We start from the raw sequence: 24,076 nt of genomic DNA, 5'->3' as shown, positions 1-24,076 counted from the left end.
GCGAGGCTCCGGCCGAGCCGCGGCGGTGGAGAAGGTGCCGGAACGTCCCTTCACTCCGCCCGAAGGGTGCCATCGCGGTTGGACCGCTCCTCCGAAAGAGGGGCGGGAGGTCGAATGACAGAAGGAACGTGTTTGCGAACCCGCGCGGCTCAGCGGGAGCTTCGCCCTCCCGGAAGGGACAATCGACTTTCCAGCCACGCATACGGATGGTTCGGCATTCGCCAACATCCCTTGTCCCAGCCCGAATCATGAGGCTGGGAAGTCGTCTTGCGGCTCATCGCCGAGGGGGGCGTCTCCCAGGAACTGATCCTCCGCGATCCGCGGATCCGGCAGCACGTCCCGAATTCCCGCGCGGACCGCATCGATCGTCACACCCAGACCGCCGAGAATTTCGGCCGCCTTCCCCTCGCTCACGCTCAGGAGGCCGAGCAGCAGATGCTCCGTCCCGATGACCGGATGACCGGCAAGCCGGGCCTCCTCGGTGGCATACTCCCTCACCCACTTCGTCCGGGGTGTCTGCGGCAGCCGGCCGATGGCCAGGATGTCAGGGCCCGACTGCATCCTCTTCTCCACTTCCAGGCGGATCTTCCGCGGGTCGATGCCGAGATTCTTTAGAACGTTCACCGCGACACTCTTCCCTTCCTGCACAAGTCCAAGAAGGAGGTGTTCCGTGTCGACGTATTCGTGGTTGAACCGCTGAGATTCCTGGTTGGCGTACCTCATCACCCGCGCGGCCCTCCGGCTGTGCGCGGGCGAAAGAACTTCCGTCCCGTCCGCTACTCGATCTTCGAAGGCCGTGTCCGACTCTCGCGGAAAGAGCCTTCGGCTCGGTGAGATGCCGCGGCTGAGCCACCGCCGATAGGCCTCCCGCGCCTTGCCGATAGTGATACCGAATCGCCCCAGGACAGGAGCCGCCTGCCCCTCCGGCACGGACAGGAGGGCAAACAGAAGATGTTCGGTCCCCAGATGTTCGCCATCGCGGGCCTCCTGCTCCGCCAGCGTGAGGACACGGTTGAACGCCTCGGAATACGGAACGGCTCCCTTGAGGGGCGGGGATCCCTTTGTCGGATCCGCGCCGACGACTCTCTCGACTTCCGCACGGATCAGGTCCTGAGTTCCCCCCGCCAGTCTCAGGATCTGAACGGCCACACACGCCTGGTCTCGCACCAGGCCGAGAAGGAGATGCTCCGTCCCGACGAATCCGACGTTGAGACGCTCCGCCTCCTCCTGAGCGACCTCGAGAACCCGCCGCACCCGTGCGGTCATTTCGGAAGGCAATTCCGCGGGTTTCGGTGCCCGGGCTTCGACCCGCGCGATCCCGTGGCCGAGCAGGTTGAGGACTTCCTCTCGAACGTCTCCCAGCTTGAGGCCAAGGTTCATGAGGACGCGGGCGGCGACTCCTTCCGGTTCGCGGAGCAGCCCCAGCAGGAGGTGTTCGGTCCCGACGTAGTTGTGATTGAGGTGTCGGCCCTCCTCCATCGCGTACTCGATCACCTTCTTGGCCCACGGCGGCCGAGGCAGATCGCCCTTGTCTACGCGGTCTCGTTCCGACCGCAAGATCGTTTCGACCTCGATGCGAATCCGGTCGCGATCAACACCCAGGTTCCTGAGAACGTTCGCAGCGACCCCCGAACCTTCCTTCAGGAGACCCAGGAGAATGTGTTCGGTGCCGATGTACTCATGCTGGAACCGCTGCGCTTCCTCGTTGGCCAGCTGCATCACCTTTCGGGAGCGGTCTGTGAAGCGTTCGTACATGGGAGGCTCAGTCTGGAACCGGGGAAATGGGGCTCACCATTGGTGAACACCCGTCTCCTGCCCGCCGCGATTCCAGAATTCGGCCGCTCACCCTTTCAGATCGAGCCAGACTACGGCCTTCGCTCCTGCTTCACACAACGAAATCCGGATTTCCCGGATGGGAATCCGGCGAAACCGAACGCCCTTCATCGGTGTTTCAGTTCCTGTCGGACTGGATGTCACACCCAATCGCTCGCGGCCTTTCCCTGGATTCGCCCCATGAAACCACTCCGCCGACCACTCCGAATTCTGCTGCTCGGTGGCTGCGTTCTGGTTGGCTCGGCGCTGTTGACGACCGGGGCGCTCACCGCCGACAAGCCGCTCGCCAAATCGGATGCGGGCAAATCGGCGACGGCCAAGTCAACCGCCAAGGGGACTGCGAAGCCGGTCCTGGGGACGCAGGGAAAGCTCAACTCGTCGCAGACGATCGCAAAAGAAGTCGACCGTCTGATCGCCGCCCACCTGGCGAAGGAATCAGTCACGGCCGGCGCGCGGACCAGCGACGAGGATTTCCTCCGCCGCGTCACGCTCGACCTGGCGGGGACCGTCCCGACCGCCAAGGAAGTCACCCTCTTCTGCCTGAACGCCGATCCCGACAAGCGGGAGAAGACGATCGACAAACTCCTCGGCTCGGACGCCTTCGCGGAGAACTGGGCCGGCTACTGGCGGGAAGTGGTCTTCTCCCGGGCCACGAACCAGCGGGTGCGGCTCGTTCAGGATGTCTTTGAAGGCTGGCTCAAGGAGCAGTTCCAGGCGAACACCCCCTGGAACAAGGTCGCCACGGAGATGATCTGCGCCACCGGCAACACGGAGACCGACGGCGAGATCGGCCTGATCTTCGCCCAGGAAGGGGACCCGAACGAGATCGCCTCGGAAGTCTCCCGGATCTTCCTCGGGATCCAGATCCAGTGCGCCAATTGCCACAACCATCCATATGACAAGTGGACTCGCGAGGAGTTCCACACGCTGGCCGCCTACTTCCCCCGGATCCAAGTCCGCCGCGAGTCCCCGCAGACCCTGCGGTCGTTCGTCGTCACCTCGGCGGATTTCCTCGAGCGTCAGCCGCAGGGGCGGCAGTACGACCCCGAGCAGATTTTCCGCTTCATGGATCGCAACCGCGACGGCTTCCTGGTGAAGGAAGAAGCGAGCGGTCCGCTCGCCGCGCGGTTCGACACGATCCTCGGCTTCGCCGACAAGAACAAGGACGGCAAGCTCACCCCGCAGGAACTCAAGGACGCTCCGCGGCCCGACGCCAACCAGCCCGGCCGCGGCTCGGCCGAGCACTACATGCCGGACCTCAACGACCCGCAGTCCAAGGGGACGCTGATGGAGCCGGCGTTCTTCCTCGACAAGTCGAAGCTCAAGGCGGGAACGGACGACCTCGACCGCCGCGAAGCCCTCGCCGAGCACATCACGGCGAAAGACAATCCCTGGTTCGCGAAGGCGTTCGTCAACCGCGTCTGGGCGGAGATGCTGGGCGAAGGGTTCTTCACCCCGATCGACGACATGGGCCCGCTCCGCGAAGCGCAGTACGGCGAGGTCCTGAACGCCCTGGCCCGCGGCTTCACCGCGCAGAACTACGACGTGAAGTGGCTGTACCGGACGATCGCCCTGACCGATGCCTACCAGCGGCAGCTGGCGGGGAGCGAAGGGACGTCGCTGAACGGGCCAGCGTTCGCGGCCGCCGCGCCGACGCGGCTCCGGTCCGACCAGATTTACAACGAGCTGACCTCGGTCCTCGGCATCTCCAACCTGGGGATCGCCGGCGGACGGGGCGGGCCGATGGGGCGGCTTCCCCTCTCGCAGCGGCAGGGCTTTGCCGTGCTGTTCGGCTTTGACCCCTCGACGCCGCAGGAGGACATCCTCGGGACCGTCCCGCAGGCCCTGTTCATGATGAACAACCCCGCCATCCAGCGAATGATGGGCGGCACCGGCAACACGCGGCTCGCGCAGATCCTCAAGGATTACTCGAACGACGAGGACGCTCTCATCGAGCTCTATCTCGTCATTCTGGCCCGCGAGCCGTCCAAGCAGGAGACGGAGCTCAACCTGGCCCTCATCCGCACCATCGGCAACCGCTCGGAAGCCTTCGAAGACATCCTCTGGAGCCTGCTGAACAGCAGCGAGTTCGTGACGAAGAGATGAGGGAGCGTCCAGGGACGAGGGTCAGGAGACTAGGGACCGAAGCGACGGCCACGACCCTCCACTCTGACGGATACTTGATACCTGGCACCTGATACTTCCACCCAACCACCATGCTCACCACCCTCCACGAATCGGTCCTCTGCAATCGCCGGGGCGTTTCCCGCCGCGGGTTCCTGCGGACGGTTTCCGCCGCCGCGGTGGCCGCGGGCACCCTGACCTTCTCGGACTACATGTCGGTCCAGGCGGAAGAGCTTCGCCGGCAGGGAAAGAGCATGATCCTGCTCTGGATGTCCGGCGGACCGAGCCAGCTCGAGACCTTCGATCCCAAGCCGGACCACGAGAACGGCGGCGGCACGCGGGTCATCTCGACCGCCGTGCCGGGGATCCAGATCGCCGAAGGCTGGGAGAACGTCGCCGGCGTCATGAAGGAGATCGCCCTCGTCCGGTCGATGACCAACAAGGAAGGGAACCATCAGCGGGCGAGCTATCAGCTCCACACCGGCTACGTCCCCGCCGGGAGCGTCAAGCACCCGGGATTCGGGTCGAATATCGCCAAGGAGCTGGCCGATCCGCGGCACGACCTCCCGGCGGTCGTCTCGATCGGCCGGACCGAAGGACTCGGGGGCTACCTCGGCGTCGACTATGAGCCGTTCATCGTCGACAACCCGGGTTCCCTTCCGAGCAACGTCGGTACGACCGTCAGTCCCGCGCGGCTCGAACGGCGGCTGGAGCACCTCAAGCGGCTGGAGGCGGACTTCGCGGCCCGCGGCGGGCAGGTGGTCGTCGACAACCAGCAGAAGATCTACGACAAGGCGTCGCGGCTCGTCCTCAGCCCGCTGACGCAGGCCTTTGATACCAGCAGCGAGCCGGAAGCCCTCCGCCAGAAGTACGGCGAGTCGGCGTTCGGGAAGGGCTGCCTCCTGGCCCGGCGGCTGATCGAAAAGGGGGTGACGTTCGTCGAAGTCCGCTCGAACGGCTGGGACACCCATGACGACGTCCACACCCGCGTCAATACGCTCGCGGAGCAGGTCGATCCGGGGTTCGGCACGCTGATCGCCGACCTCAAGGACCGCGGAATGCTCGAGAACACGGTTGTCGCCTGGATGGGAGAGTTCGGGCGGACACCCAAGGTCAACCCCCGTGACGGCCGCGATCATTATCCGCGGGCGTTTAATGCCGCGGTCGCCGGGGGCGGAATTAAAGGAGGGCAAGTGATCGGTCGGACGAGCCCCGATGGCTCGGCGATTGACGACCGCCCCGTCAGCGTCCCGGACCTCTTCTCCTCGATCTGCCGTTGCCTCCAGGTCAACCCGGCCAAGGAGACCGTCAGTCCGCTCGGCCGACCGATGAAGATCGTCGACGGCGGGGAGGTCGTGCAGGAGCTGTTCAGTTAGAGAGCGTGTCGAGTGGTGCGGAGGCGGGTTGTTAAACACCAAGACACAAAGAAGGCACCAAGAGCACAAAGGTCTGATGGCCGCGAAGCATCGGGCTCAAAACTCTGGTTCCTAGCCCCTCATCCCACTCCGTACCTCCGCGCCCGGGCGGCATGTTGCTGCTTGGGAGAACCCCGGGAGCGGTCCCGGGGTTTTTCTTTTGGGGGCGCCTCAGCCGTCGGCCGGTCTCAGCCGGCGCGGGACAACGCCGACTCATCCAGCGGCAACGTGTCCGGCTTCTTGACGCTGTTGATCGGCGGCAGCCGCGTCTCGCAGGGCTGGACGAAGGTGTTGCCGAGCTTCGCGAGATGCTCCATGAGATAGCGGGTGACCATCTGCAGGTTCTCGGGCGTCGGTCGCATGCGGCCGAAATGGGACAGGTCGATCGCCTCGCCGTAGTGGATGCGGACCTTCTGGAACGTGTAGAACGGCTTCACCATCCCGCCGCCGGCCCGGGGAGCGTTCTCGATGAAGATCGGATAGACCGGGACGCCGCCGCGGAGGGCGAGCCACGCGATCCCCGGGTTCCCGGCCATCAGGCCTTCGCCCGTATTGAGCCGTCCTTCCGGGAAGACGCCGACGATCCGGCCCTTCTTGAGGCGTTTGAGGGCTTCTTTTGCCGCTTCCATGTCGCCGCCGTCGCGGTCGACGGGGATGACCCGCATCGTCCGGACGATCCAGCCGAGCGGGCCCTTGAGCTCGCAGTACTCGCTGGCGGTCATGAACTCGACGATCCGGACCTTCAGCCCATCCCGGCGAAACGAGTTCGCTGCGAAGATGAACAGCGGGTCCACCGGACCGCGGTGATTCGCCAGGACAAGCGCCCCTCCCGTCGAGGGCTGGAGCGTCCGGCGGTCGATCCGCTGCGCGAAGGCCCACGGGGCGTAGCTGCGGGCGATCAGGTGCAGAACCCACACCTGCCAGCCATCGGGACAGTCCCGGGCCTGCCGGTAAATGACCCCGACCGCAACCGCCGCGTAAGCGGCGAGCGTCAGGACAGCGACGGTTTCTGAAGAAATCGACAGAAAGGGCATGGTGCCGAATGTTCCGCAGGGGCTTCGCGAGGCTACGAAGTCCCCGGGTGCGAATCCTAGGGACTTTCCTCAACTCCCGCGAAGAGCAGTTTTTGCGTTCAATTTCGCCGCAGCCGGCCGGGGGGCTTCACTCCGCGGCGGCTCGGAAATTCTCAGGGTTCGACGGCGGTCGCCCCCAGGAGGGCGAGCGTTCCCAAACCGTAGAAGGTGTATTCTGCATCGGTCGACTCGTCCCACATCGCCGCCCGCATCCCCCCCGTCGGGAACTCGAGCTGCGATTCGAACGCTCCCCGGATCGCCTCCGGCCGCAGAATTTCTTCGATGCCGAGCTCCTGGCAGGTCAGGACGGCGGTGAAAGTCGACAGGCTGTCGAAGAACGGGACGCGGCGGTTCGCCTGGTAGGCCCCTTCCGCGGAGCGGACGTCCCCCAGGAACGCCCGGATGTCGGAGCGGATCTCGTCGTCCATCGCCCCCAGCCGGTTCAGGATCACGCAGGCGGCGGCGGTCGGATTCGTCCCGCTGTGCCGCATGGGGCCGATCTCGACGAACCCGCCGTCGTCCCGCTGCCGGTCGAACAGGAACTGGACCAGACGGTTCGGCCGGGGGACGGAACGCCCCAGCAGTTCGTACGTCAGCACTGCGAGGAATGAGTGGTAGGTGCTCCCGGCCGCTCCTTCGGGAGCCTTCGCGTAGCCGCCATCGTCGCGGCGCAGCGCTTCGAGCCGGTCGCAGACGGTGTCGTCCCAGCCGGCGGGGAGCGCGGCGGTCAGGTCGATCCCGCTTCCGACCTGCAGGGCGACCGCCGTCGCCACCCAGTTCATGGCGTCGATGACCCCCAGTTCGGTCGGCTGAAAGGTCCGCAGGTAGCCGGCGATCGGCTCCGCAATGTCCACCGACAGCCCCCCGAGCATCGCCAGTCCGCGGACGGCAAAGCTCGTGTAGTAGAGGTCCGAGTCCCCTTCACGCCCCGCAAATCCGCCGTCGGCCCGCAGGAGCGAGCGGAGGTAACGGAGATGCCGCGCGCGGCGCTCCTCTGTCCAGGCGGCGGCCCCCGCATTGAGGCGAGTGGCGAGACGGACGAGGAAGGAATCGTTCAAGCGGGCTCAAGAAGGGGGGAAGCAGAATGTTCAACACCAAGACACAAAGACCTCACTAAGAACACCAAGGGGGCAACTCGCAGAGGAAACCCTTGGTGTTCTTGGTGCCTTGGTGTTTAACTCTTCGAAGACCTACGGCCGCGCGCCAGCGGCGCCGAGTTCCTTCATCGGCGGCGGAGACTGCGCCTGGCCGGTGTCCTGCGGATAGAGCAGGATCCGGTCGTGGGCCAGGAGGACCAGGTCGGCCCGGCCGTCTCCCGTCACGTCCGTGATGATCCCTTCCCGCGGCTGCACGCCGCCGCGGCGGGAGCGGTCGTTGAAACTCTTCTCTTCGAAGATCTTGAAGCTCAGGGCCAGCTTGAGGCTGCCGTCGTGAGCCCGGGTCACGACCTGAACCGTGTGGTTCTCCGTCTCCATCAGGGCGATGTCGGTCCGGCCGTCCCCGTTCAGGTCGCCCGCCGCCAGGTCCATCAGGTACGCGTCCTTCTGCGAGCTCTCGAACGAAGCGAGCTCGTCGAGCTCGAAGTCCGACTGGCCCGAGTACAGGACGCCGAACCGGCCCTGGCCGATCAGGATCAGGTCGTCGCGGCGGTCGTTGTTGAGGTCCGCCACGGCCGTCGACTTGAACGGGAACTTGCCGATGTCGATTTCCCGCCACGGCAGGTAGCTGTCCTTCTCGCGGCGGAAGATCCGCAGCTTGTTGAGGCCGGAGTCGACAAGGACGAGCTCATTCCCGGGCTGGCCGTCGAGGTCAAGCGTCGCCACTCCCTTGAGCTTGGCGTTCGTCTCGGTCGAGTTGAACTGGTCCTTAACCTGCCACCGCCGGTCTTCATCGAGTCGGACGTGCCGGGCGAAGCTCCCCTGGGCGATCAGGAGCGCCGGCTCCTGCAACTGGCCGAACTCGATCGTCCCCGGCTCGACGTCGCCAAGCTGCACGCCTCCCGAAACCGTGACCGGCTCCGGAACGCCGGCGTCGTTCGTCAGCAGGAGGAGGGGGGCCTTGCCGTTGAGGATGCAGAGGAAATCCTTGCGGCCATCCTGATTGACGTCGACCGCCATCAGCCGCTGCGGCGTGTCCTCCGGCTTGATCTCCAGCTCCGTCTTGTCGCCGGCGAACTTGAACTTCTCCCACTCACCGGCGACGGTCCGCTTCACCGCGCCGATCCAGTATTTCGCCGGTCCGCGTCCCGCCTTCTCCTGGAAGACGGCGACGATCTCCGGGTGGTTGTCCCCGTCGAGATCCGCCAGCTCGAAGGCGACGATCGTTCCCGATGTCGCAAGCGTCTCGGGAAAGCCGAGCCGTCCCTCCGCGAACTTGGCGATCCCGATCGTGTTCTCTTTGTTGCTGAGGACGACGACTTCATTGCCGGGCAGGGTGTCGACGTCGGCGATCCGGATCTGCTGAGCTCCGAGGTAGCTCGGATACGCGGTCCCGAGGTCGAGGCCGCTCCCGCGCTGCTGCCGAAAGACCATCACCTGGGCCCCGCCGGGGACGGTGATCGCGATGTCGGCCAGCATGTCGCCGTCGATGTCGCCGATTGCCGCCTCGCCGATGTCCCGTCCCTCGCTCCCGATGCCGTACTGGACAAGCCGCGTCGCCGGCTCGCCGGCGCGGGGCTGCGGGTTCTTGAGCTTCAGGACCCGCAGGCGGTTCGTCTGGTTGTCGATCGCCAGGACTTCCGCTCCCCCCTGGCCGTCGATGTCGTAGAGCGCGACGCCGCGGGGATTCTTGACGCCGAACTGGATCTCCGGCCCGAGCTGGCCGCGCTCATCCTGAAGCCGGCCGCTCAGGACCCGCTCGTCCTGGTCCTTCGCCAGATAGAAGAGGTCATTCCGACCGTCGCCATTGAGGTCCTGGACCATGCCGAGGCCGAGGTCGGCGCCGGTGTTCCGGAACTCGACCGGCGTGCTGAGCGTGCCGTCCTTCTTCTGGTACAGGACGTAGGTGCTCTTCTTCCCCAGGACCGTGATGTCCGCCAGGGCGTCGTTGTTGAGGTCGCCGGTCGCGACGGTCCAGGCGGCGGCCTGGACATCGGCCAGCCGGAACTCCTTCTTTTCCGTCCACTCGCCGGAGGCGGGCTGATAGCGGACGACGAGCCGGTCGGGGTTGCCGAAGTAGACGAGGTCGGTCCGTCCGTCGCCGTTGAGGTCGGCGGCGGAGAGCGAGGGGACTTCGCGGTCGACGGGGATCTTCTTCTTTTCGAACCGCCAGTGGCTGCGGATGTCGTTGACCTTCGCGAGTTCCTCGAGCTTCGCGGGGGCGGAGGCGCGTTGGAGGAGGAGGTCGATGCGGCTGTGGCTGTCGTCGACGATGGCGAGGTCGGTCTTGCCGTCGTGGTTGAAGTCGCCGGGGACGAGGGAGTGGGAGCGATACTCGACCTTGAAGATCTCGACCGGCAGGAAGCCGTAGTATTGAGAGAGTTCGACGAGGGAGGCTTCTTCCTGGGCCGCCGCGGTTCCGGACAGGGCCACGAGCCCGAGCAAGAGTTGTCGCAGAGTGTTGCGCACCCGATTCTCCTTCACTGCGGTGACGTCCATCTGAGAAGGACATTTGAGCGAGGTGGGGGACCTAGCACAAATCCGGAGGGACCGGGCACGAGGGCGGATCTCGCGACACGTACAGAAATCACGATGATCCACCGTGCAGCCGGTCCGTTCTCTTCGATTGAAGTCCAGTGACCATTTCGCCGGCCGACGACGCGATGAACGACGCGACCGACATCTTCCGTGAGACCATTGCCGCTCCGAGCGAGTCCCCGGGGCACCGTCCGTTCGTGACGCTCCGGGCCCTGGTGGCGGTCGCCGGTGTCTCAGCACTGATCGTGGGTGCGGTGGCGACATGGCATGGACTCAACGCCAGCGAGGCGATCGTCTTCCTGGGGATCCTGGCCCTCCCCGTGCTGGTCGCCGCGGGGATCAGCCGAGTCGGCTTCGACCGTTTCGATCATGAACGGAGCGTGGCCTTCGTTCACGGTGCCGTCGTGGTCCGCGAGGAGTCCAGCCGACAGTCCTACTCCCTGCGTCAGTGCTGCTGGTTCGACGGCTGGACGTCCGACGATCGCCGTTACTGGTTCACCGGGGAACGTCGACGGTGTCTCATGATCGTGCTTCCGACCGGCCGTCAGGTCGCCTGCGGCCTGGAGCCCGAAACCCTGGCCCGCTGGGGGCAAATCCTGCAGGACAGTGCCTGCCGCCGGGTCTGGAGACGCGACGGTCTTCCGGGTTTCGTCTACGTAGGTCTTTCTATTCTCGGAGCGATCACTGGTGCTCTGATCGGCGGGTGGGGCGCGTGGGCTGTCACGATCGGGCTGGCCGGTTGGCTCGGACCTCTGCCCTGGCTCTCCGCGATGATTCCAGCCTGTGCGGGGACCGGCTTCGGGCTGGGATGCCTGCTGCGGTTCGCCGTGCCCGGCTGGTACTACCGGACCGCGGAGGACCGGTCGGAAATCCTGCGGGCGGTCCTGGGCTCGCCGATCTTGGGCAGCACTTTTGGGACTCCGTTTCTGCCCGGTCACTGGATGCCAGGCCTGCTGTTTGGGCTCGTCGGAGCGGTGACGGCAACCATGATCGCACGTCACCTTTTTCTGCAGACTGACGATCGCTTGCTGCGTCCCACAACCGACGGCGATAAGTCCCCGCTTGACCCGACCGGGATCGCGGACGATTCTCCCCCTCCTCCCAAATCCGCCCCGAGGTCGTAATGGATTTCCTGAAGCTGGAAGGCAAGACGGTGCTGGTCGTCGGCGTCGCCAACCGCAAAAGCGTCGCCTGGCACACCGCACAGGTCCTCCGCGAGGTCGGGGCCGATGTGATCTACTCGGTCCGCTCGGAAGCCCGGCGGGACTCCCTCCGAAAACTCGTCGGCGAAGCCCCGATCTACGTCTGCGATGTCGAGCACCAGAACCAGATCGACCGCCTCCGCGATGAAGTCGCCCGCGACCGATCCGAAATCACCGGCCTCGTCCACTCCGTCGCCTTCGCCGACTACTCCGCCGGCTGGCTCCCCTTCCACGAAACGCCGCGGGCCGCCTTCCTCCAGGCGGTCAACGTCTCCTGCTTCTCACTGATGGCCCTCTCGAACGCCTTCCGCGACCTTCTCAACAAGGAACAAGGAAGCGTCGTCGCGACGTCAATCTCCACGACCCGGATGGCGGCGGAGAACTACGGCTACATGGCCCCGGTCAAAGCAGCCCTCGACTCCGCGGTCTGCTTCCTGGCGAAGTCGTTCTCGGCGTTCTCGAAGGTCCGGTTCAACGCCGTCTGCCCCGGACTGCTCAAGACGTCCGCCTCGGCCGGGATCCCAGGCTACGTCGACAGCTACCTCTTCGCCGAGCAGGCGACGCTCCGGAAAGCGGCGGTCCAGACCGAAGAGGTCGCGAACGCCATCGCCTTTCTGCTGAGCCCGCGATCGTCCGGGATCAATTCCCAAGGGCTCGTGATCGACGCGGGAATGGAGACGAACTACTTCGACCAGGAACTCGTCTCCCGGGCGTCGAAGTAGCTGCCGCTCAGCGAGCGTCGCGAGGTGGTTCAAACCCGCTGACTCTCCTCCACCGGGAGATGCACACCGCGCCGGCCACCAGCCCGGTCATCTCCAGACTGAAGTGAATCCAGTTGATCGCCCCGACCCGATTCCCGGAGAGATGCTGCATCACGACGTGCTTCAGGAGCGACAGCCCGCCCCCCACTCCCGCCAGCACGAGCGCCGCCGCCAACGGCCGTCGAGGCGCGATCCGGCCTCCGGCGACAACGAGGGCGAACATGGGGAGCGCGTAGTACGAGACGGTCGCCAGCCAGAAGCCGGCCCCACCCAAGTCCAGGGAGCCGGCCAATCTCATGGCCCGCACGACCGCGCCGACGGTCTGGCGAACGGCCACGCTGGCCAGGACCGCTCCGGGTACCAGCAGGAGCCAGCGGGCAATCTCGTTCCGCTTCGGGCGCGGTGACAACTCGCTGAAGGCGGGCACGGGAATTCCCCGTCGGAACGGACGGATCGGGGCAAAAAACAGCCGGGCCGCTACGGCTCCTCGCGCATCTGCAGGAACAGCGCCTTCTTCTCGCCCGGCAGAGTGAAGTCGAAGCCGCAGGAGAGGAAGAACTGGTCTGCCGACGTAATGACCATCACTTCAAAGATGTGCCGGTCCTTTGCCAGGTCGAGACACGCCCGCGTGAGCGCCTTGCCGATCCCCAGCCCCTGCAGTGCCGGATCGACACACAGGCTCCGCAGCTCCGCCAGCTTCTTCGAATAGATTTCGAGCGTGGCGAACCCCACGACCTTCTCGTCGACGATCGCCACGAAACCGGTCTGGGCCAGCTTCTTCAGTTCGCGCGTCGTCCGCGGCAGGAGCTTCTTCGCCTCGACGAACGGAACGATGAAGGTCTTGATCGCGTCGACATCCTCCGGCCGGGCCGCGCGGACGTGAACCGACGGCTGGACGGAAACGGCGGCAGCGGCGGCTGGTTCGGCCCCGGAGGGACTGGTCTGCATGGACGCAAAATGGAGGAGGAGAGACCGCGAAACGCGCGGCCGAGGCAAAAAGGTCTGGGCGAAACGTCAGGGGCAACCGGCGTTCCGCACGCGACAAGACCTCCCGCTAGTCGGCAGCATCGTCGGAATCGGACAGTTCCGACAAGTCATTCAGGTCCTCTTCCAGCGCGTCGGGCCGGGGCGTGGCCGCCGTGTTCCGGCGGAACACCGCCACAACGTCCGTAATCGGAACGACATAGAGAACATTGTCCGGTTCCAGGTCGACGGGGATCGCGTTCTTGGGGTGGAACAGGACCTTGTCGTACTTCTGGACCGGGAAGTCCTCGTTGTTCCCGACTTCGGCGCTGATCTCCACCACCCGGCCGGTGATGGTCGGAATCTCGGAGTTGTCCGGCAGGACGATTCCGCCCTTGGTTTTCTGGCGGCTCTCGTCCTTGCGGATCAGGATGCGGGGGCCAAGCGGCTCGACGAATTCCGTCACGGTGCGTGTTCCTCAGAATCCGCTCCCCTCAGGAGCGTGCGGAATTATATACGGAGGCCACCGGGCGCGAGCGACGACGGGATCAGTTTCGCTCCGCGGATTCTGAAAAGGGAAGCGAGACGTCCGGACGCTTCGCCACTTCCCGTCGCTCCGGAACGTCCAGCGCAGGGGAGCGTGCCGTTTGGGTCGAGACTGCCGCCTCGCACAACATGGAGGCGGGCGCTTCGCTGGATGGTGGTCCAGCCGTGTGCTGGCCGGCACGACTATGCCACCTCAAACCCAACGTGCGACGGCAGCCTGGGGTCAAGGGGGCCTGTGTTGTTTTCTTGGCCCCTTGCCGCCGGAGGCACTTTCGTCGCGGAACCGCGGGACACAACGGATGTCCCCTTTGTGGTACCGGCGTTGAGGTCTCCCTCACATCAGAACCCTTGTTTTGCAATCCCCGCGGGTTGGTGAGGGGGCATACGGCACGGTGTCCGCGTTTGGACACGCACTTCTTCAGACACCTCTCGACGGCCAGGCCTCCGGCGGGCAAGAGGCATTCTGCCCCCTGCACCCCCTGACCAGGGTGCCCCTGGACCCGGTGGACTGCGCAACAGATCGGTCTGTGCTTGAGCGAAAAACCACCTACCTCCATCCACCGAACACACCGTATAGACGATCAAGTCTTCCGACAGGTTCGGAAATCTTTCCCCCGGGACTATGATGGCTTCGACGACGGGCCCCTGCCCGACGTAGTCGCAGGATTGCGCCTCGGATCGTTTCCGCACGGATCGTCAGAGGGATCGGAATGGCGAAGGGAAGGTTCATCGGTATCCGTCGGCTCCTGTCAGCCCTGCTGGTTCTCGTGCTCGGACTGGGCGGAGTCGGGAACGACGCCAGCTGGGGGCCGGCCGCGGCCCGCGGCGACGACGCGCAGCTCCGCCGGGACGTCCTGCAGGCAATCGACCTGGCTCAGAAATACATCACCTCCCAGCAGCAGAACGACGGCTCGTTCGGTTCGATCCAGGGTGGGCGGTGGCAGGCGGGGGTCGCGGCACTGGCGACGCTCTCGCTGATCAACTCCGGAAAGCCAATCGACGACCCGGTCGTCAGCCGCGGGCTCGAATACCTCCGGCGGATGCCCGAGCCGACCGAGATCTACGACATCGCGATGACCATCCAGGCGCTCGTCGCCGCCCGGAACCCCAAGCGGGACACCGCCCGCATCGCCCAGTTCGCCGAACGGCTGGAGCAGGCGCAGAACAGCCGGAACCAGCCGGGGGCCTGGGGCTACCACGCGGACGACTCGTGGTGGGACAACAGCAACACGCAGTTCGCCATGCTCGGCCTGCGGGAGGCGTCGGTGGCCGGCTACCAGGTCAACCGGCAGGTCTGGACGCGGTCCCGGGACCACTGGCTGAAGGTCCTGGAAGGGAACCCGACGCTCCCGGGCGGGGCGGGCTGGTCCTACAACGGCGGCGGAGCCAACGGAGCGACGACCGGCAGCATGACCGTGGCGGGGATCGCCTCGCTCAGCATCATCGACTCGTTCCTGCAGAACGACAAAGACGTGCTCCCGAACGGCGAAATCCTCTGCTGCGGCCAGCAGGCCCCGGAACCGGTCGAGGTCGCTCTCGACGGAGCGGTTCGCTGGATGTCGCGTAACATCCAGGTCACGTCGAATCCTGGCGGGCCGGGCCATCTCCTCTATTACCTGTACGGCCTGGAGCGAGCGGGGCGGTTCACCGGGACCCGGTTCTTCGGAAACAAAGACTGGTATCGCGAAGGGGCCTCGTTCCTCGTCCGCGGTCAGAGCCCGGTCAACGGCAGCTACCGCAGCAACAACGAGAGCGAGGAGGTTGTCGGGACGAGCCTGGCGCTCCTGTTCCTGGCCAAGGGGCTGGCCCCGGTGGTGGTCAACAAGCTGAAGTACGGGCCGCGGGACGGCGTGACGGGGGATGTCGTCGGGAACGACTGGAACCGGCACCGCCGCGACGTCGGCAACCTCGTGGACTACATCACCGAACTCCCGAAGTGGCCCAAGCTGATGACGTGGCAGTCGGTTGACCTGGAGGTCGCGGCCAACGGCGAAGGGGTCGGGGCCCTTCTCCAGGCTCCGGTGCAGCTCCTGACCGGGCACCGGGACCTCGCGGCGATCCAGGGGCGGCAGATGGAGCTCCTCAAGGAGTACATCTCCCAGGGGGGCTTCCTGTTCATCGTCCGCAGCTGCGAGGACCCGCGGTTCGACCAGGATGTGCGGCGATTCGTGAAGGAGCTCCTGCCGAGCGACGACTACCGCCTCGAAAAGCTTCCTCCGACGCACGACATCTACCGCAGCGAGTTTGCGCTCACCGAGAATCCGCCGGAGCTGTGGGGGGTCGACTTCGGGTGCCGGACGGCGATCGTCTATTCGCCGCACGACCTTGGCTGCCGGTGGGGGAAGTGGACGCGGTTCGATCCGCCCGGCCGGCAGCCGGCGGTGACGACGCAGATCATCCGCTCGATGCGGCTGGGGACGAACGTCATCGCCTACGCGACCGGGCGGGAGGTCCACGACAAGCTGCGGCGGCAGGAGGCCCTCGCCAAGGTCGACGAGAATCAGCTCGACCGGGGGCATCTGCGGGTGGGGCGGCTGCGGCACACGGGGGGCTGGGATTCCGCTCCGCACGCTCTGCGGCATCTGCAGGCGGCTCTCAAGACGGTCGGGATCGAGGCGGCCTCCGATGCCCCGAGCGTGGCAGCGACCGATCCGCTGCTGTTCGATCATCCTGTCCTCTATATGCATGGGCGGAAGAACTTTGCCCTGGCGCCGGAGGAGATCGAGAAGCTGAAGGAGTATCTGGCGAACGGCGGGTTCCTGTTTGCCGACGCCTGTTGCGGGGCAACGCAGTTTGACGAGAGTTTCCGGCGGCTGGCGGAGCAGTTGGGGGGGAAGCCGCTGAGCCGGGTTCCGCCGACGCACGAGATGTTCCATCCGACGCTGGGGCATGACATCCGGACGGTGAAACGCCGGGTGCTCGCTCCCGGAACGGAGGGGGGGGCGATTCAGGCTCAGGACGTGGCGGGGGAGCCGTTCCTGGAGGGGATCGAGATCGATGGGCGGTATGCGATCGTCTACAGCAAGTACGACATCAGTTGTGCGCTGGAGCGGCAGGCGACTCCGAACTGCCAGGGGTATGTGGGTGAAGACGCGGTGAAGATCGCGGTGAACGCGGTGCTGTACGCGCTTTATCGGTGAGCGGCGGCATTTCGTAGTCGCGGGCACCCCGTCCTTGCCGGCACAGCTTCGCTCGCTCAAACCCAATGTGCGACGGCAGCCGGGGTCAAGGGGGTCTCACCCCCTTGCCGCCGGAGGCGCTTTCGTCGCGGAACCGTGGGACACAACGGATGTCCCCCTTGTGGTACCGGAGTTGAGGACCCCCTAAACAGACACCGCTTGTTTCGCAATCCCCGCGGCTTGGTGAGGGGCCATCCGGCACCTTATCCGTCGTTCGGACACATACTCCTTTCGACGGCCTCCGGCGAGACGGCCTCCGGCGGGCAAGAGGGCGTTGCCCCCTTGCATCCCCCACCAGGGTGCCCCTGGACCCGGTGGGCGATCGAGGTTGAGTTGGGCAAAAGACACCCATCCGCCAGGCACGCTTTCCGACATTCATCCAAAATTGAGTGCGCCGGCACGCCCCGCACCCTCCCCAGAATCGCCCGCCCTCCACAAGGATTTTCTGTCAGCCCCGCGTCCCCATTGATATCATTCCGATTGAGCGGCTTTTTCCAGCCAGGGGCATGATGCCGGTCGGCAACATTCCGGAACGTGATGCGTAACCGTCGCGGTGCGCCGTCGGCTGGAGCTGGAAACAGGCGTCTTGCACGTGCTGGCTGGCACGTGATGAGATACGCTCGATCGGTTCTGCTTCCCTAAGGATTTCGTCTCAAAGAGGAGTGCCATGCGGTTCTGGATGGCGTTGTGTTTGACGACCGCCTGCCTGATCGGCAGCGGCGGCCCGGCCCGCGGTCAGGATACGTCCAAGTTTGAAGAGCTGACGAAGGGGAAGACAAAATCTTCCGGCCTGTGGAACGTCTACCACAAGGACCAGCAACTGCTGGTCGAAATCAAAGACGGAATGCTCGGCCGGGAATACATCATCCTCCCCTCCATCGCCCGCGGCGTCAGCTCGGGAATGGTCATCGGCGGAATGTCGTGGGGCTTCGGCGACGACATCATCTGGACCTTCCGGAAGTCCGAAGACAAGCTGTTCGTCATCCGGCGGAACGTCCGCTACCGCGCCGCTCCGGAAAGCCCGGAAGCAAGCGCCGTCAAGATCGCCTACAACGACAGCGTCCTCTACGCCCTCCCGATCCTGACGACCTCCCCCGGTGGCGTGCTGGTCGACATGACCCGCGTCTTCATGAACGACGATCTCCAGATCGGCCGGGCCCTCGGCGACTTCATGTTCGCCTCCGACCGGTCGACGATCGGCAAGGTCAAGGCCTTCGAAGACAACGTCGAACTCCAGGTCTCCGCCGTCTACTCCGGCCGGCAGGAACTCGACACGGTTCCCGATTCCAAAGGGGTGCCGGTCGGCATTCACTACAGCATCAGCCTGCTGCCGCAACTCGGTTCCAACGGCTACACCACGCGCCGCGCTGATGACCGGGTCGGCTACTTCATGACGGTCCTGAAGGACTTCTCCACCTCGCCCGAAGACCAGCACTTCGTCCGCTACATCAACCGCTGGGACCTGCGGAAGAAGGACGACAAGGTCAAGTTCTGCCCCCCCAAGAAGGCGATCACCTTCTACATGGAGCGGACGGTTCCGATCGCGCTCCGCCCGACGATCGAGGCGGGGATCCTGGAGTGGAACAAGGCCTTCGAGAAACTCGGGTTCGCCGGCGCCATCCGCGTCGAGCAGCAGCAGGACAACGACACCTGGGACCCGGAAGACATCCATTACAACACCTTCCGCTGGATCACCGCCGACGCCGGCTTCGCCATGGGCCCCTCGCGGGTCGACCCCCGGACCGGGCAGATCCTCGACGCCGACATCATCTTCGACGCCGGCTTCCTTCAGTCGTGGAAGCAGCAGTATGAGACTTTGATCCCGTCGGCGGCCCATGGCCTCAACGCCGACTGGACCCCGTTCGAGACGCCGTTCGTCTCGCAGTCCGGGAGCCGCGCAGCGCACCAGCACCGGCACGGCGAGCAGTGCTCCCTCTGCCAGGGGATGCAGTGGCAGATGGGCTTCGCCGCCTCCGCCTTCGCCGCCCGTCCCGAGCTGTCGGCCGACGGTAAGCTTCCCGAGGAGTTCATCCACCAGGGGCTGAAGGAAGTCGTGATGCACGAAGTCGGGCATACGCTCGGCCTGCGGCACAACTTCAAGGCCAGCGCCTGGAAGACGATGGAAGAGATGGCCGACCTCGAGAAGGGGACTGCCGAAGGAACCGTCGGCAGCGTCATGGACTATGCTCCGCCGAACATCGCCCCCAAGGGAGCCAAGCAGGGCCTGTTCTACACCCAGACGATCGGTCCGTACGACCACTGGGCCATCGAGTACGGCTACAGCCTCCTCAAGGGAGATGAGAAGGAAGAGCTGACCAAGATCGCCGCCAAGTCCGGCCAGCCCGGCCTCGACTACGGGACGGACGAAGACACCCGTCCGGAAGACAGCGACCCGCTCTCGAACCGCTACGACCTCGGCAAGGACCCGCTCGAATTCGTGAAGCGGCAGATGGCCCACTCGGTCGAACTGCTGCCGGAGGTCGTCGAACGGACGGTCAAGGATGGTGAAGGCTACCAGCGGGCCCGTCAGGCCTTCGGGATCCTGTTCGGCGAGTACTGGCGGTGTGCCCAGTACGCCGCCCGGTTCCCCGGCGGCGTGACGGTCAACCGCGACCACAAGGGAACTCCGAACGCCCGCGTTCCGTTCCAGGCCATTCCGGCCGAGAAGCAGCGGGAAGCAATGAAGCTCGTCGTCGATTCGGCCTTCGCCTCGCCGAAGATCGACGGGCCGTCGCTGAACTACCTCGCCGCCACCCGCTGGAACCACTGGGGCCTGACGGAGCTGAACCGGCTCGACTATCCGATCCACGACACCGTGGAAAAAATGCAGGCCCGGATCCTGCGGCACCTGATCTCGTCACAGGTTCTGAACCGGATCGCCGACAGCGAGTTCAAGGTCAAGGACGGCGACGACGCCTACACCCTGGCCGAGCACGTCAAGACGCTGATCGACGGCATCACGGCCGAGTACCGTCCGGAGAAGCTGGAAGGGGAGTACTCGAACCGCAAGCCGATGATCTCGAGCTTCCGCCGCAATCTGCAGCGGGTGACGTTCGAGGAACTGGCGAAGATGCTGAACCAGGACACTGGCGTTCCGGAAGACGCCCGGACCCTGACCCGGATGCATCTCCAGGCGGTCGACGGCCAGATCAAGACGCTGCTGGATGCCCAGGGGTTGAAGCTCGATGACTACACGCGAGCCCACCTCATCGACAGCCAGTCGCGGATCCGGGCGGCCCTCAATGCCCAGGTCACGATCAACAGCGGCGGCGGGGGTGGAGGCGGGATCATCCTCCGCTTTGGCCAGCAGGCCGAGTAAGATTGGAATGAAGTGATCGAGGGGCATGTCTCAGGACATGCCCCTTTTTTTGTTGTCTGTGCGGGAATCGAGGCCAGGACCTTGAGGGACTTCCTTCTGTCGTTCGTCTACGCCGGCCGGGGGATCGCGGCTCTGTTCGCGCGGGAGCGGAACGCGCGGGTGCATCTCGTGGCCGCTGTTGTGGTCGTGGCGGCGGGGGTGTTCTGGAGGATTGAGCCGTGGGAGTGGTGCGCCGTGGCGATGGCTATTGCGACCGTGACTGCGGCGGAGGCATTCAACACGGCGATTGAGGCGCTGCTGAACCGCCTGCATCCGGACCGGGACTCGGCGGTGGGGCATGCGAAGGACCTGGCGGCGGGCGGGGTGTTGCTGGCGGCTCTCGGCGCGGCGGCGGTCGGAGCGGCGATCTTCGGCCCGCGTTTATGGGTGCTGGTGGTCAGCCCGCGCTGATCATCCAGCAGGCCGCGTTTCAACAATCGCTCAACACAAACCGGGGTCCAGGGGGTACCCCTGGTGGGGGATGCAAGGGGGCCACGCCCCCCCGCCCGCCGGAGGCCTGGCCGTCGAGAGATGTCTGAAGGAGTGAGTATCCAGACGCGGCCAACGTGCCGGATGCCCCCTCACCAACCCGCGGGGATCGCAAGGCGAGCCGTGAGTTCTCACCGCCGGCTGCCCAAAGCGGACACCCGTTGCTTACCACGGTTCCTTATGGAAGCGCCTCCGGCGGCAAGGGGGCCTGTGTTGTTTTTGGCCCCTTGACCCCAGCGGCCGTCGCACATTGGGTTTGAGCAAACAGAGCCGCGCCGGCAGGACGCTATCGCTTCGGCCGGAACGCCTGAATGCGGGCCTCGTTCGTCGTCAGATACGGCCCCTCGATGAGATCGATGCAGTAGGGAATCGCCGGCATCACCGCGTCGAGACATTCGCCGATCGCCCGCGGCTGACCGGGAAGATTCACGATCAACGTCCGGCCGCGGATCCCGGCGGTCTGCCGGGAAAGGATCGCGGTCGGGACTTTCTCCAGCGACACCTTCCGCATCAGCTCCCCGAAGCCCGGCATCATCTTCTCGCACGCGGACTCGGTCGCCTCGGGAGTCACATCCCGCGTGGCCGGACCGGTCCCGCCGGTCGTCACGATCAGGCAGCAGCCTTCCCCATCCGCCAGCGCGATGAGCGTCTTCTCGATCGTCTCCCGTTCGTCGGGAATGACACGGGCGACCGGCTCCCAGGGAGAAGTGAGAACCTCCTGAAAGTACGCCAGGATCGCCGGTCCGCCGCGATCCTCGTACTCGCCGCGGCTCGCCCGGTCAGACACAGTCACAATCCCGATCCGCGCGGTCTGCGCTGTCATGCTGCTCTCCTCAATGTTCGTCCAATGCCGCTATGTCGCGGAGGGAAATGGCTACGATCCGCCGCTCGCGCTCTCGCCGTGTGACTTCTTGTGTTCCGCCGCGAACGTCCGCATCTCGCGGAAGAACTCCCGAAGGACCTTCGTCTGATAGCGGACCGGGTTCCAGCACGCCGCGATCTTCCGTCGCGGGCCTCCGGAAGTGAGCGGCCGATGCACGACCCGCCGGGCCGCCACGGCGTCGACCGCCATCGCCGGGACGAACGACACCCCGAACCCGCTCGCCACCAGCTGCTCGACGGTCGTGAGCTGCTGTGCCTGATTGACCGACACCGGCTGGAACGCGTGCCGCTGACAGAATCGGACCACGTCCCCCCGCAGACAGTGTTCTTCCCCCAGGAGCACGAACTGCTCGTCCTCCAGGTCGGCCGGCCGGATCCGGTCCCGGGCCGAGAGTGGATGCGCACTCGGCACCGCCAGGAGCAGCGGCTCGTCGAACAGGAGCTCCACCTTGAGCCCCGTCTCGTCGATCGGCAGCGCCATGACGGCCACGTCGATCTCCCCCTGTTGGCACAGCCGGAGCAGCCGCTCGGTCACGTCCTCGCGCAGCTCGATCCGGACCTGCGGGAACCGCTTGTGGTAACGGGCAATGAGCGGCGGCAGGAAATACGGAGCGATCGTCGGAATCCCGCCCACGACGATCCGCCCCGACGATCCGTCGTCGGTCACTTCGCGGCGGGTGTCGCGGACCATCGAGACGATCTGCTCGGCCCGCGCGCGAAGCGTCTCGCCGGCGTGCGTCAGCCGCACGCTCCGCCCTTGCCGCTCGAACAGCGGCTGGCGGAGCGTCTCCTCGAGCCGGGCCATCTGCTGACTGATCGCCGGCTGAGAGACTCCCAGCTCCCGGGCCGCCCGCGTGAAACTGCCGAACTCCACAACCTTGAGAAACGCTTCGAGCTGCGAAATGTCCATAAGCGAATCTTATCCATCACAGAAGCTCGATGGGAATTGATGATATCGCGGCGGCGGCTAGAATCGCCCTGTTCCGATGCTTAGCCTGCTTTGTTCCCGCCATCCCTGATCCCCCGACCGTGGAGAGAGACTGCATGACTCGCCTGTCGCATTCCGTAAGGACGTTCGTGAAAGGAACCGCCCTTGCGGCCAGCCTGATGCTCGTCCCCACCCTGTCCGCGGCGGAGAAGGTCAAGCTGCCAAGCGACGCCCTGACGTCCGGCATCCCCGGCAAGGGAAAGACGCTCACGGTCCAGGAGATTGACGCCTTCCTGGCGAAGCCCGAGAACCATGAAATTCTGGAAATCACCCTCCCGCCGGGACTCGACCTCGGCGTCTCGGAGATCTCCGGCCTCAAGGAAAATCCGCTGACCCGCGCCAAGATCGAGCTCGGCCGGCAGCTCTATTTCGATACCCGCCTCTGCGGCGACAATACCGTGAGCTGCGCCCACTGCCACCATCCGGACGAAGGGTTCGGCAAGCACACGCAGTTCGGCGTCGGCATCAACGGCCAGCAGGGGAACCGCAACTCCCCGATCAGCTACAACCGCATCCTCTCCTCGGTCCAGTTCTGGGACGGCCGGGCCAACTCGCTCGAAGAGCAGGCCAAGGGGCCGATCGCCAACCCGATCGAAATGGGGAACACGCACGTCCAGTGCGTCGACACCCTCAAGACGATCCCCGGCTATGTGAAGCAGTTCAACGCCGTGTTCGGCGAGAAGGAAGGGGTCACGATCGACAACGTCGCCAAGGCGATCGCATCGTTCGAACGCGTCCTCGTCACCGGAGCCTCGCCGTACGATTACGCCGAGATCCTCCGTAAGTATTCGAAGCTGGAGCCGGAAGACCTCGAGGACCTCAAGACCGACCAGCCGGAGGTCTACGCCCAGTTTCTGCTGGCGAAGGTCCAGGCCGAAAAGTTCCCGATGAGCGAGTCCGCCGTCCGCGGCCGCGACCTTTTCTTCAGCGAGCGGGTGAACTGCGCGGCATGCCACGTCGGGGCCAACCTGGCGGACGAGAAGTACCACAACCTCGGCATCGGGATGGACGCCAAGGATCCGGACGTCGGCCGGATGGCGGTCACCAAGAAGGCCGAAGACTACGGCGCGTTCAAGACGCCGACGATCCGCAACGTCGAGTTCTCCGCTCCTTACATGCACGACGGCAGCCTCGAAACGCTGATGGACGTTGTCGAGCACTACAACAAGGGCGGGACGCCGAACAAGAACCTCAGCAACAAGATCAAAAAGCTGAACCTGACGGAGCAGGAGAAGAAGGACCTCGTCGCGTTCATGAAGGCCTGCACGGGCCCTTTCCCCAAGGTGGAACACGCCCGGCTCCCCGCCGAGAAGTAACCGCCTCGTTTTCGAGGCCGATCGCCCGGTGGCCGCGCCCGCGGGCCCATCGAGCCTGGAAGCCATCCATCCCGCCCATGCCCGCCGGGTTCTTCCGGAGGGTGTGGGCGGGATTTTTTTGCGCCCGTGCCGGAACAAGCGGCCTTGGATGCGATGGAATCGCTTTTAGATAAATGACTTGCGTCTTGTTTTTCTGCTCCGGAAGGGCCGTGCGATCCGCGGCCCCTGCTCCAAAAAACTTGACAAAGTGGGAAAATTTCGGCCGGTCCCCCCGGCAAAATCGACTCGACTCTGGTCCCGGAAACGCCATAA

At 65.3% G+C, this 24,076-nt stretch carries 17 protein-coding genes; 8 read left to right on the top strand and 9 right to left on the bottom strand.

Annotation, left to right across the window (positions count from 1 at the left end; genetic code table 11):
- Nucleotides 1-246: 246 nt before the first annotated feature.
- The gene (locus VT03_RS34540; RefSeq protein WP_075092232.1) at nucleotides 247-1,755 is read right to left on the bottom strand and encodes a Clp protease N-terminal domain-containing protein; all 1,509 of its coding nucleotides are present in this window, start codon (nucleotides 1,753-1,755) and stop codon (nucleotides 247-249) included.
- Nucleotides 1,756-2,013: 258 nt separating this feature from the next.
- On the opposite strand from VT03_RS34540, the gene VT03_RS32590 reads away from it, so the two are divergent.
- Both VT03_RS32590 and VT03_RS06425 read left to right on the top strand, forming a co-directional pair.
- The gene (locus VT03_RS32590; RefSeq protein ID WP_075092231.1) at nucleotides 2,014-3,939 is read left to right on the top strand and encodes a DUF1549 domain-containing protein; all 1,926 of its coding nucleotides are present in this window, start codon (nucleotides 2,014-2,016) and stop codon (nucleotides 3,937-3,939) included.
- 110 nt (nucleotides 3,940-4,049) lie between these two features.
- Nucleotides 4,050-5,333 carry a DUF1501 domain-containing protein gene (locus VT03_RS06425; RefSeq protein ID WP_075092230.1) on the top strand — a complete coding sequence of 428 codons (1,284 nt, stop codon included), beginning with the start codon at nucleotides 4,050-4,052 and terminating at the stop codon, nucleotides 5,331-5,333.
- Between the two features lie 227 nt (nucleotides 5,334-5,560).
- On the opposite strand, the gene VT03_RS06420 is transcribed toward VT03_RS06425, so the two are convergent.
- From VT03_RS06420 to VT03_RS06410, 3 genes are all read right to left on the bottom strand, one after another.
- A complete protein-coding gene (locus VT03_RS06420) occupies nucleotides 5,561-6,406 on the bottom strand; it encodes a lysophospholipid acyltransferase family protein (RefSeq protein ID WP_075092229.1) in 846 nt (281 codons plus the stop codon).
- A gap of 152 nt (nucleotides 6,407-6,558) precedes the next feature.
- Nucleotides 6,559-7,503 (bottom strand): prenyltransferase/squalene oxidase repeat-containing protein, encoded by a 945-nt coding sequence (locus VT03_RS06415; protein ID WP_075092228.1) that lies wholly within the window; start codon nucleotides 7,501-7,503, stop codon nucleotides 6,559-6,561.
- A gap of 132 nt (nucleotides 7,504-7,635) precedes the next feature.
- Nucleotides 7,636-10,011: an FG-GAP-like repeat-containing protein gene (locus VT03_RS06410; protein ID WP_197489220.1), complete on the bottom strand. Its 2,376-nt coding sequence runs from the start codon at nucleotides 10,009-10,011 to the stop codon at nucleotides 7,636-7,638.
- A 167-nt stretch (nucleotides 10,012-10,178) separates the two neighbouring features.
- On the opposite strand from VT03_RS06410, the gene VT03_RS06405 reads away from it, so the two are divergent.
- Together VT03_RS06405 and VT03_RS06400 are read left to right on the top strand one after the other, a co-directional pair.
- Nucleotides 10,179-11,204: a hypothetical protein gene (locus VT03_RS06405; RefSeq protein ID WP_075092226.1), complete on the top strand. Its 1,026-nt coding sequence runs from the start codon at nucleotides 10,179-10,181 to the stop codon at nucleotides 11,202-11,204.
- Nucleotides 11,204-12,004 (top strand): enoyl-ACP reductase, encoded by an 801-nt coding sequence (locus VT03_RS06400; protein ID WP_075092225.1) that lies wholly within the window; start codon nucleotides 11,204-11,206, stop codon nucleotides 12,002-12,004. The genes VT03_RS06405 and VT03_RS06400 overlap by 1 nt, the downstream gene beginning before the upstream one ends.
- 7 nt (nucleotides 12,005-12,011) lie before the next feature.
- Here VT03_RS06400 and VT03_RS06395 read toward each other — a convergent pair whose 3' ends face one another.
- The 3 genes from VT03_RS06395 to VT03_RS06385 all read right to left on the bottom strand — a co-directional run bounded on the left by VT03_RS06395 (nucleotide 12,012) and on the right by VT03_RS06385 (nucleotide 13,472).
- Complete coding sequence (locus VT03_RS06395; RefSeq protein ID WP_075092224.1) at nucleotides 12,012-12,470, bottom strand: hypothetical protein; 459 nt, start codon at nucleotides 12,468-12,470, stop codon at nucleotides 12,012-12,014.
- A gap of 50 nt (nucleotides 12,471-12,520) precedes the next feature.
- Nucleotides 12,521-12,991: a GNAT family N-acetyltransferase gene (locus VT03_RS06390; RefSeq protein WP_075092223.1), complete on the bottom strand. Its 471-nt coding sequence runs from the start codon at nucleotides 12,989-12,991 to the stop codon at nucleotides 12,521-12,523.
- A gap of 106 nt (nucleotides 12,992-13,097) precedes the next feature.
- Nucleotides 13,098-13,472 carry a co-chaperone GroES gene (locus VT03_RS06385; RefSeq protein ID WP_075092222.1) on the bottom strand — a complete coding sequence of 125 codons (375 nt, stop codon included), beginning with the start codon at nucleotides 13,470-13,472 and terminating at the stop codon, nucleotides 13,098-13,100.
- Between the two features lie 790 nt (nucleotides 13,473-14,262).
- On the opposite strand from VT03_RS06385, the gene VT03_RS06380 reads away from it, so the two are divergent.
- From VT03_RS06380 to VT03_RS06370, 3 genes are all read left to right on the top strand, one after another.
- Nucleotides 14,263-16,692 (top strand): DUF4159 domain-containing protein, encoded by a 2,430-nt coding sequence (locus VT03_RS06380; RefSeq protein ID WP_075092221.1) that lies wholly within the window; start codon nucleotides 14,263-14,265, stop codon nucleotides 16,690-16,692.
- 706 nt (nucleotides 16,693-17,398) lie between these two features.
- Nucleotides 17,399-20,050 carry a zinc-dependent metalloprotease gene (locus VT03_RS06375; RefSeq protein WP_075092220.1) on the top strand — a complete coding sequence of 884 codons (2,652 nt, stop codon included), beginning with the start codon at nucleotides 17,399-17,401 and terminating at the stop codon, nucleotides 20,048-20,050.
- Nucleotides 20,051-20,131: 81 nt separating this feature from the next.
- Complete coding sequence (locus tag VT03_RS06370; protein ID WP_156514328.1) at nucleotides 20,132-20,500, top strand: diacylglycerol kinase family protein; 369 nt, start codon at nucleotides 20,132-20,134, stop codon at nucleotides 20,498-20,500.
- A 364-nt stretch (nucleotides 20,501-20,864) separates the two neighbouring features.
- Here VT03_RS06370 and mog read toward each other — a convergent pair whose 3' ends face one another.
- Together mog and VT03_RS06360 are read right to left on the bottom strand one after the other, a co-directional pair.
- On the bottom strand, nucleotides 20,865-21,401 hold the full coding sequence (gene mog / locus VT03_RS06365; RefSeq protein ID WP_075092219.1) for a molybdopterin adenylyltransferase: 537 nt from the start codon (nucleotides 21,399-21,401) through the stop codon (nucleotides 20,865-20,867).
- A 51-nt stretch (nucleotides 21,402-21,452) separates the two neighbouring features.
- Entirely contained in the window at nucleotides 21,453-22,370 is a 918-nt protein-coding gene (locus tag VT03_RS06360; protein ID WP_075092218.1) for a LysR family transcriptional regulator, read from the bottom strand.
- Between the two features lie 134 nt (nucleotides 22,371-22,504).
- On the opposite strand from VT03_RS06360, the gene VT03_RS06355 reads away from it, so the two are divergent.
- Entirely contained in the window at nucleotides 22,505-23,764 is a 1,260-nt protein-coding gene (locus VT03_RS06355; protein ID WP_082845992.1) for a cytochrome-c peroxidase, read from the top strand.
- The last annotated feature ends 312 nt before the right edge of the window (nucleotides 23,765-24,076 follow it).

The sequence above is a fragment of the Planctomyces sp. SH-PL14 genome, assembly GCF_001610835.1.
Taxonomy (GTDB): domain Bacteria; phylum Planctomycetota; class Planctomycetia; order Planctomycetales; family Planctomycetaceae; genus Planctomyces_A.
Note: the sequence above shows the minus strand (reverse complement) of the source record. Positions and strands in the feature narration are given on the sequence as shown.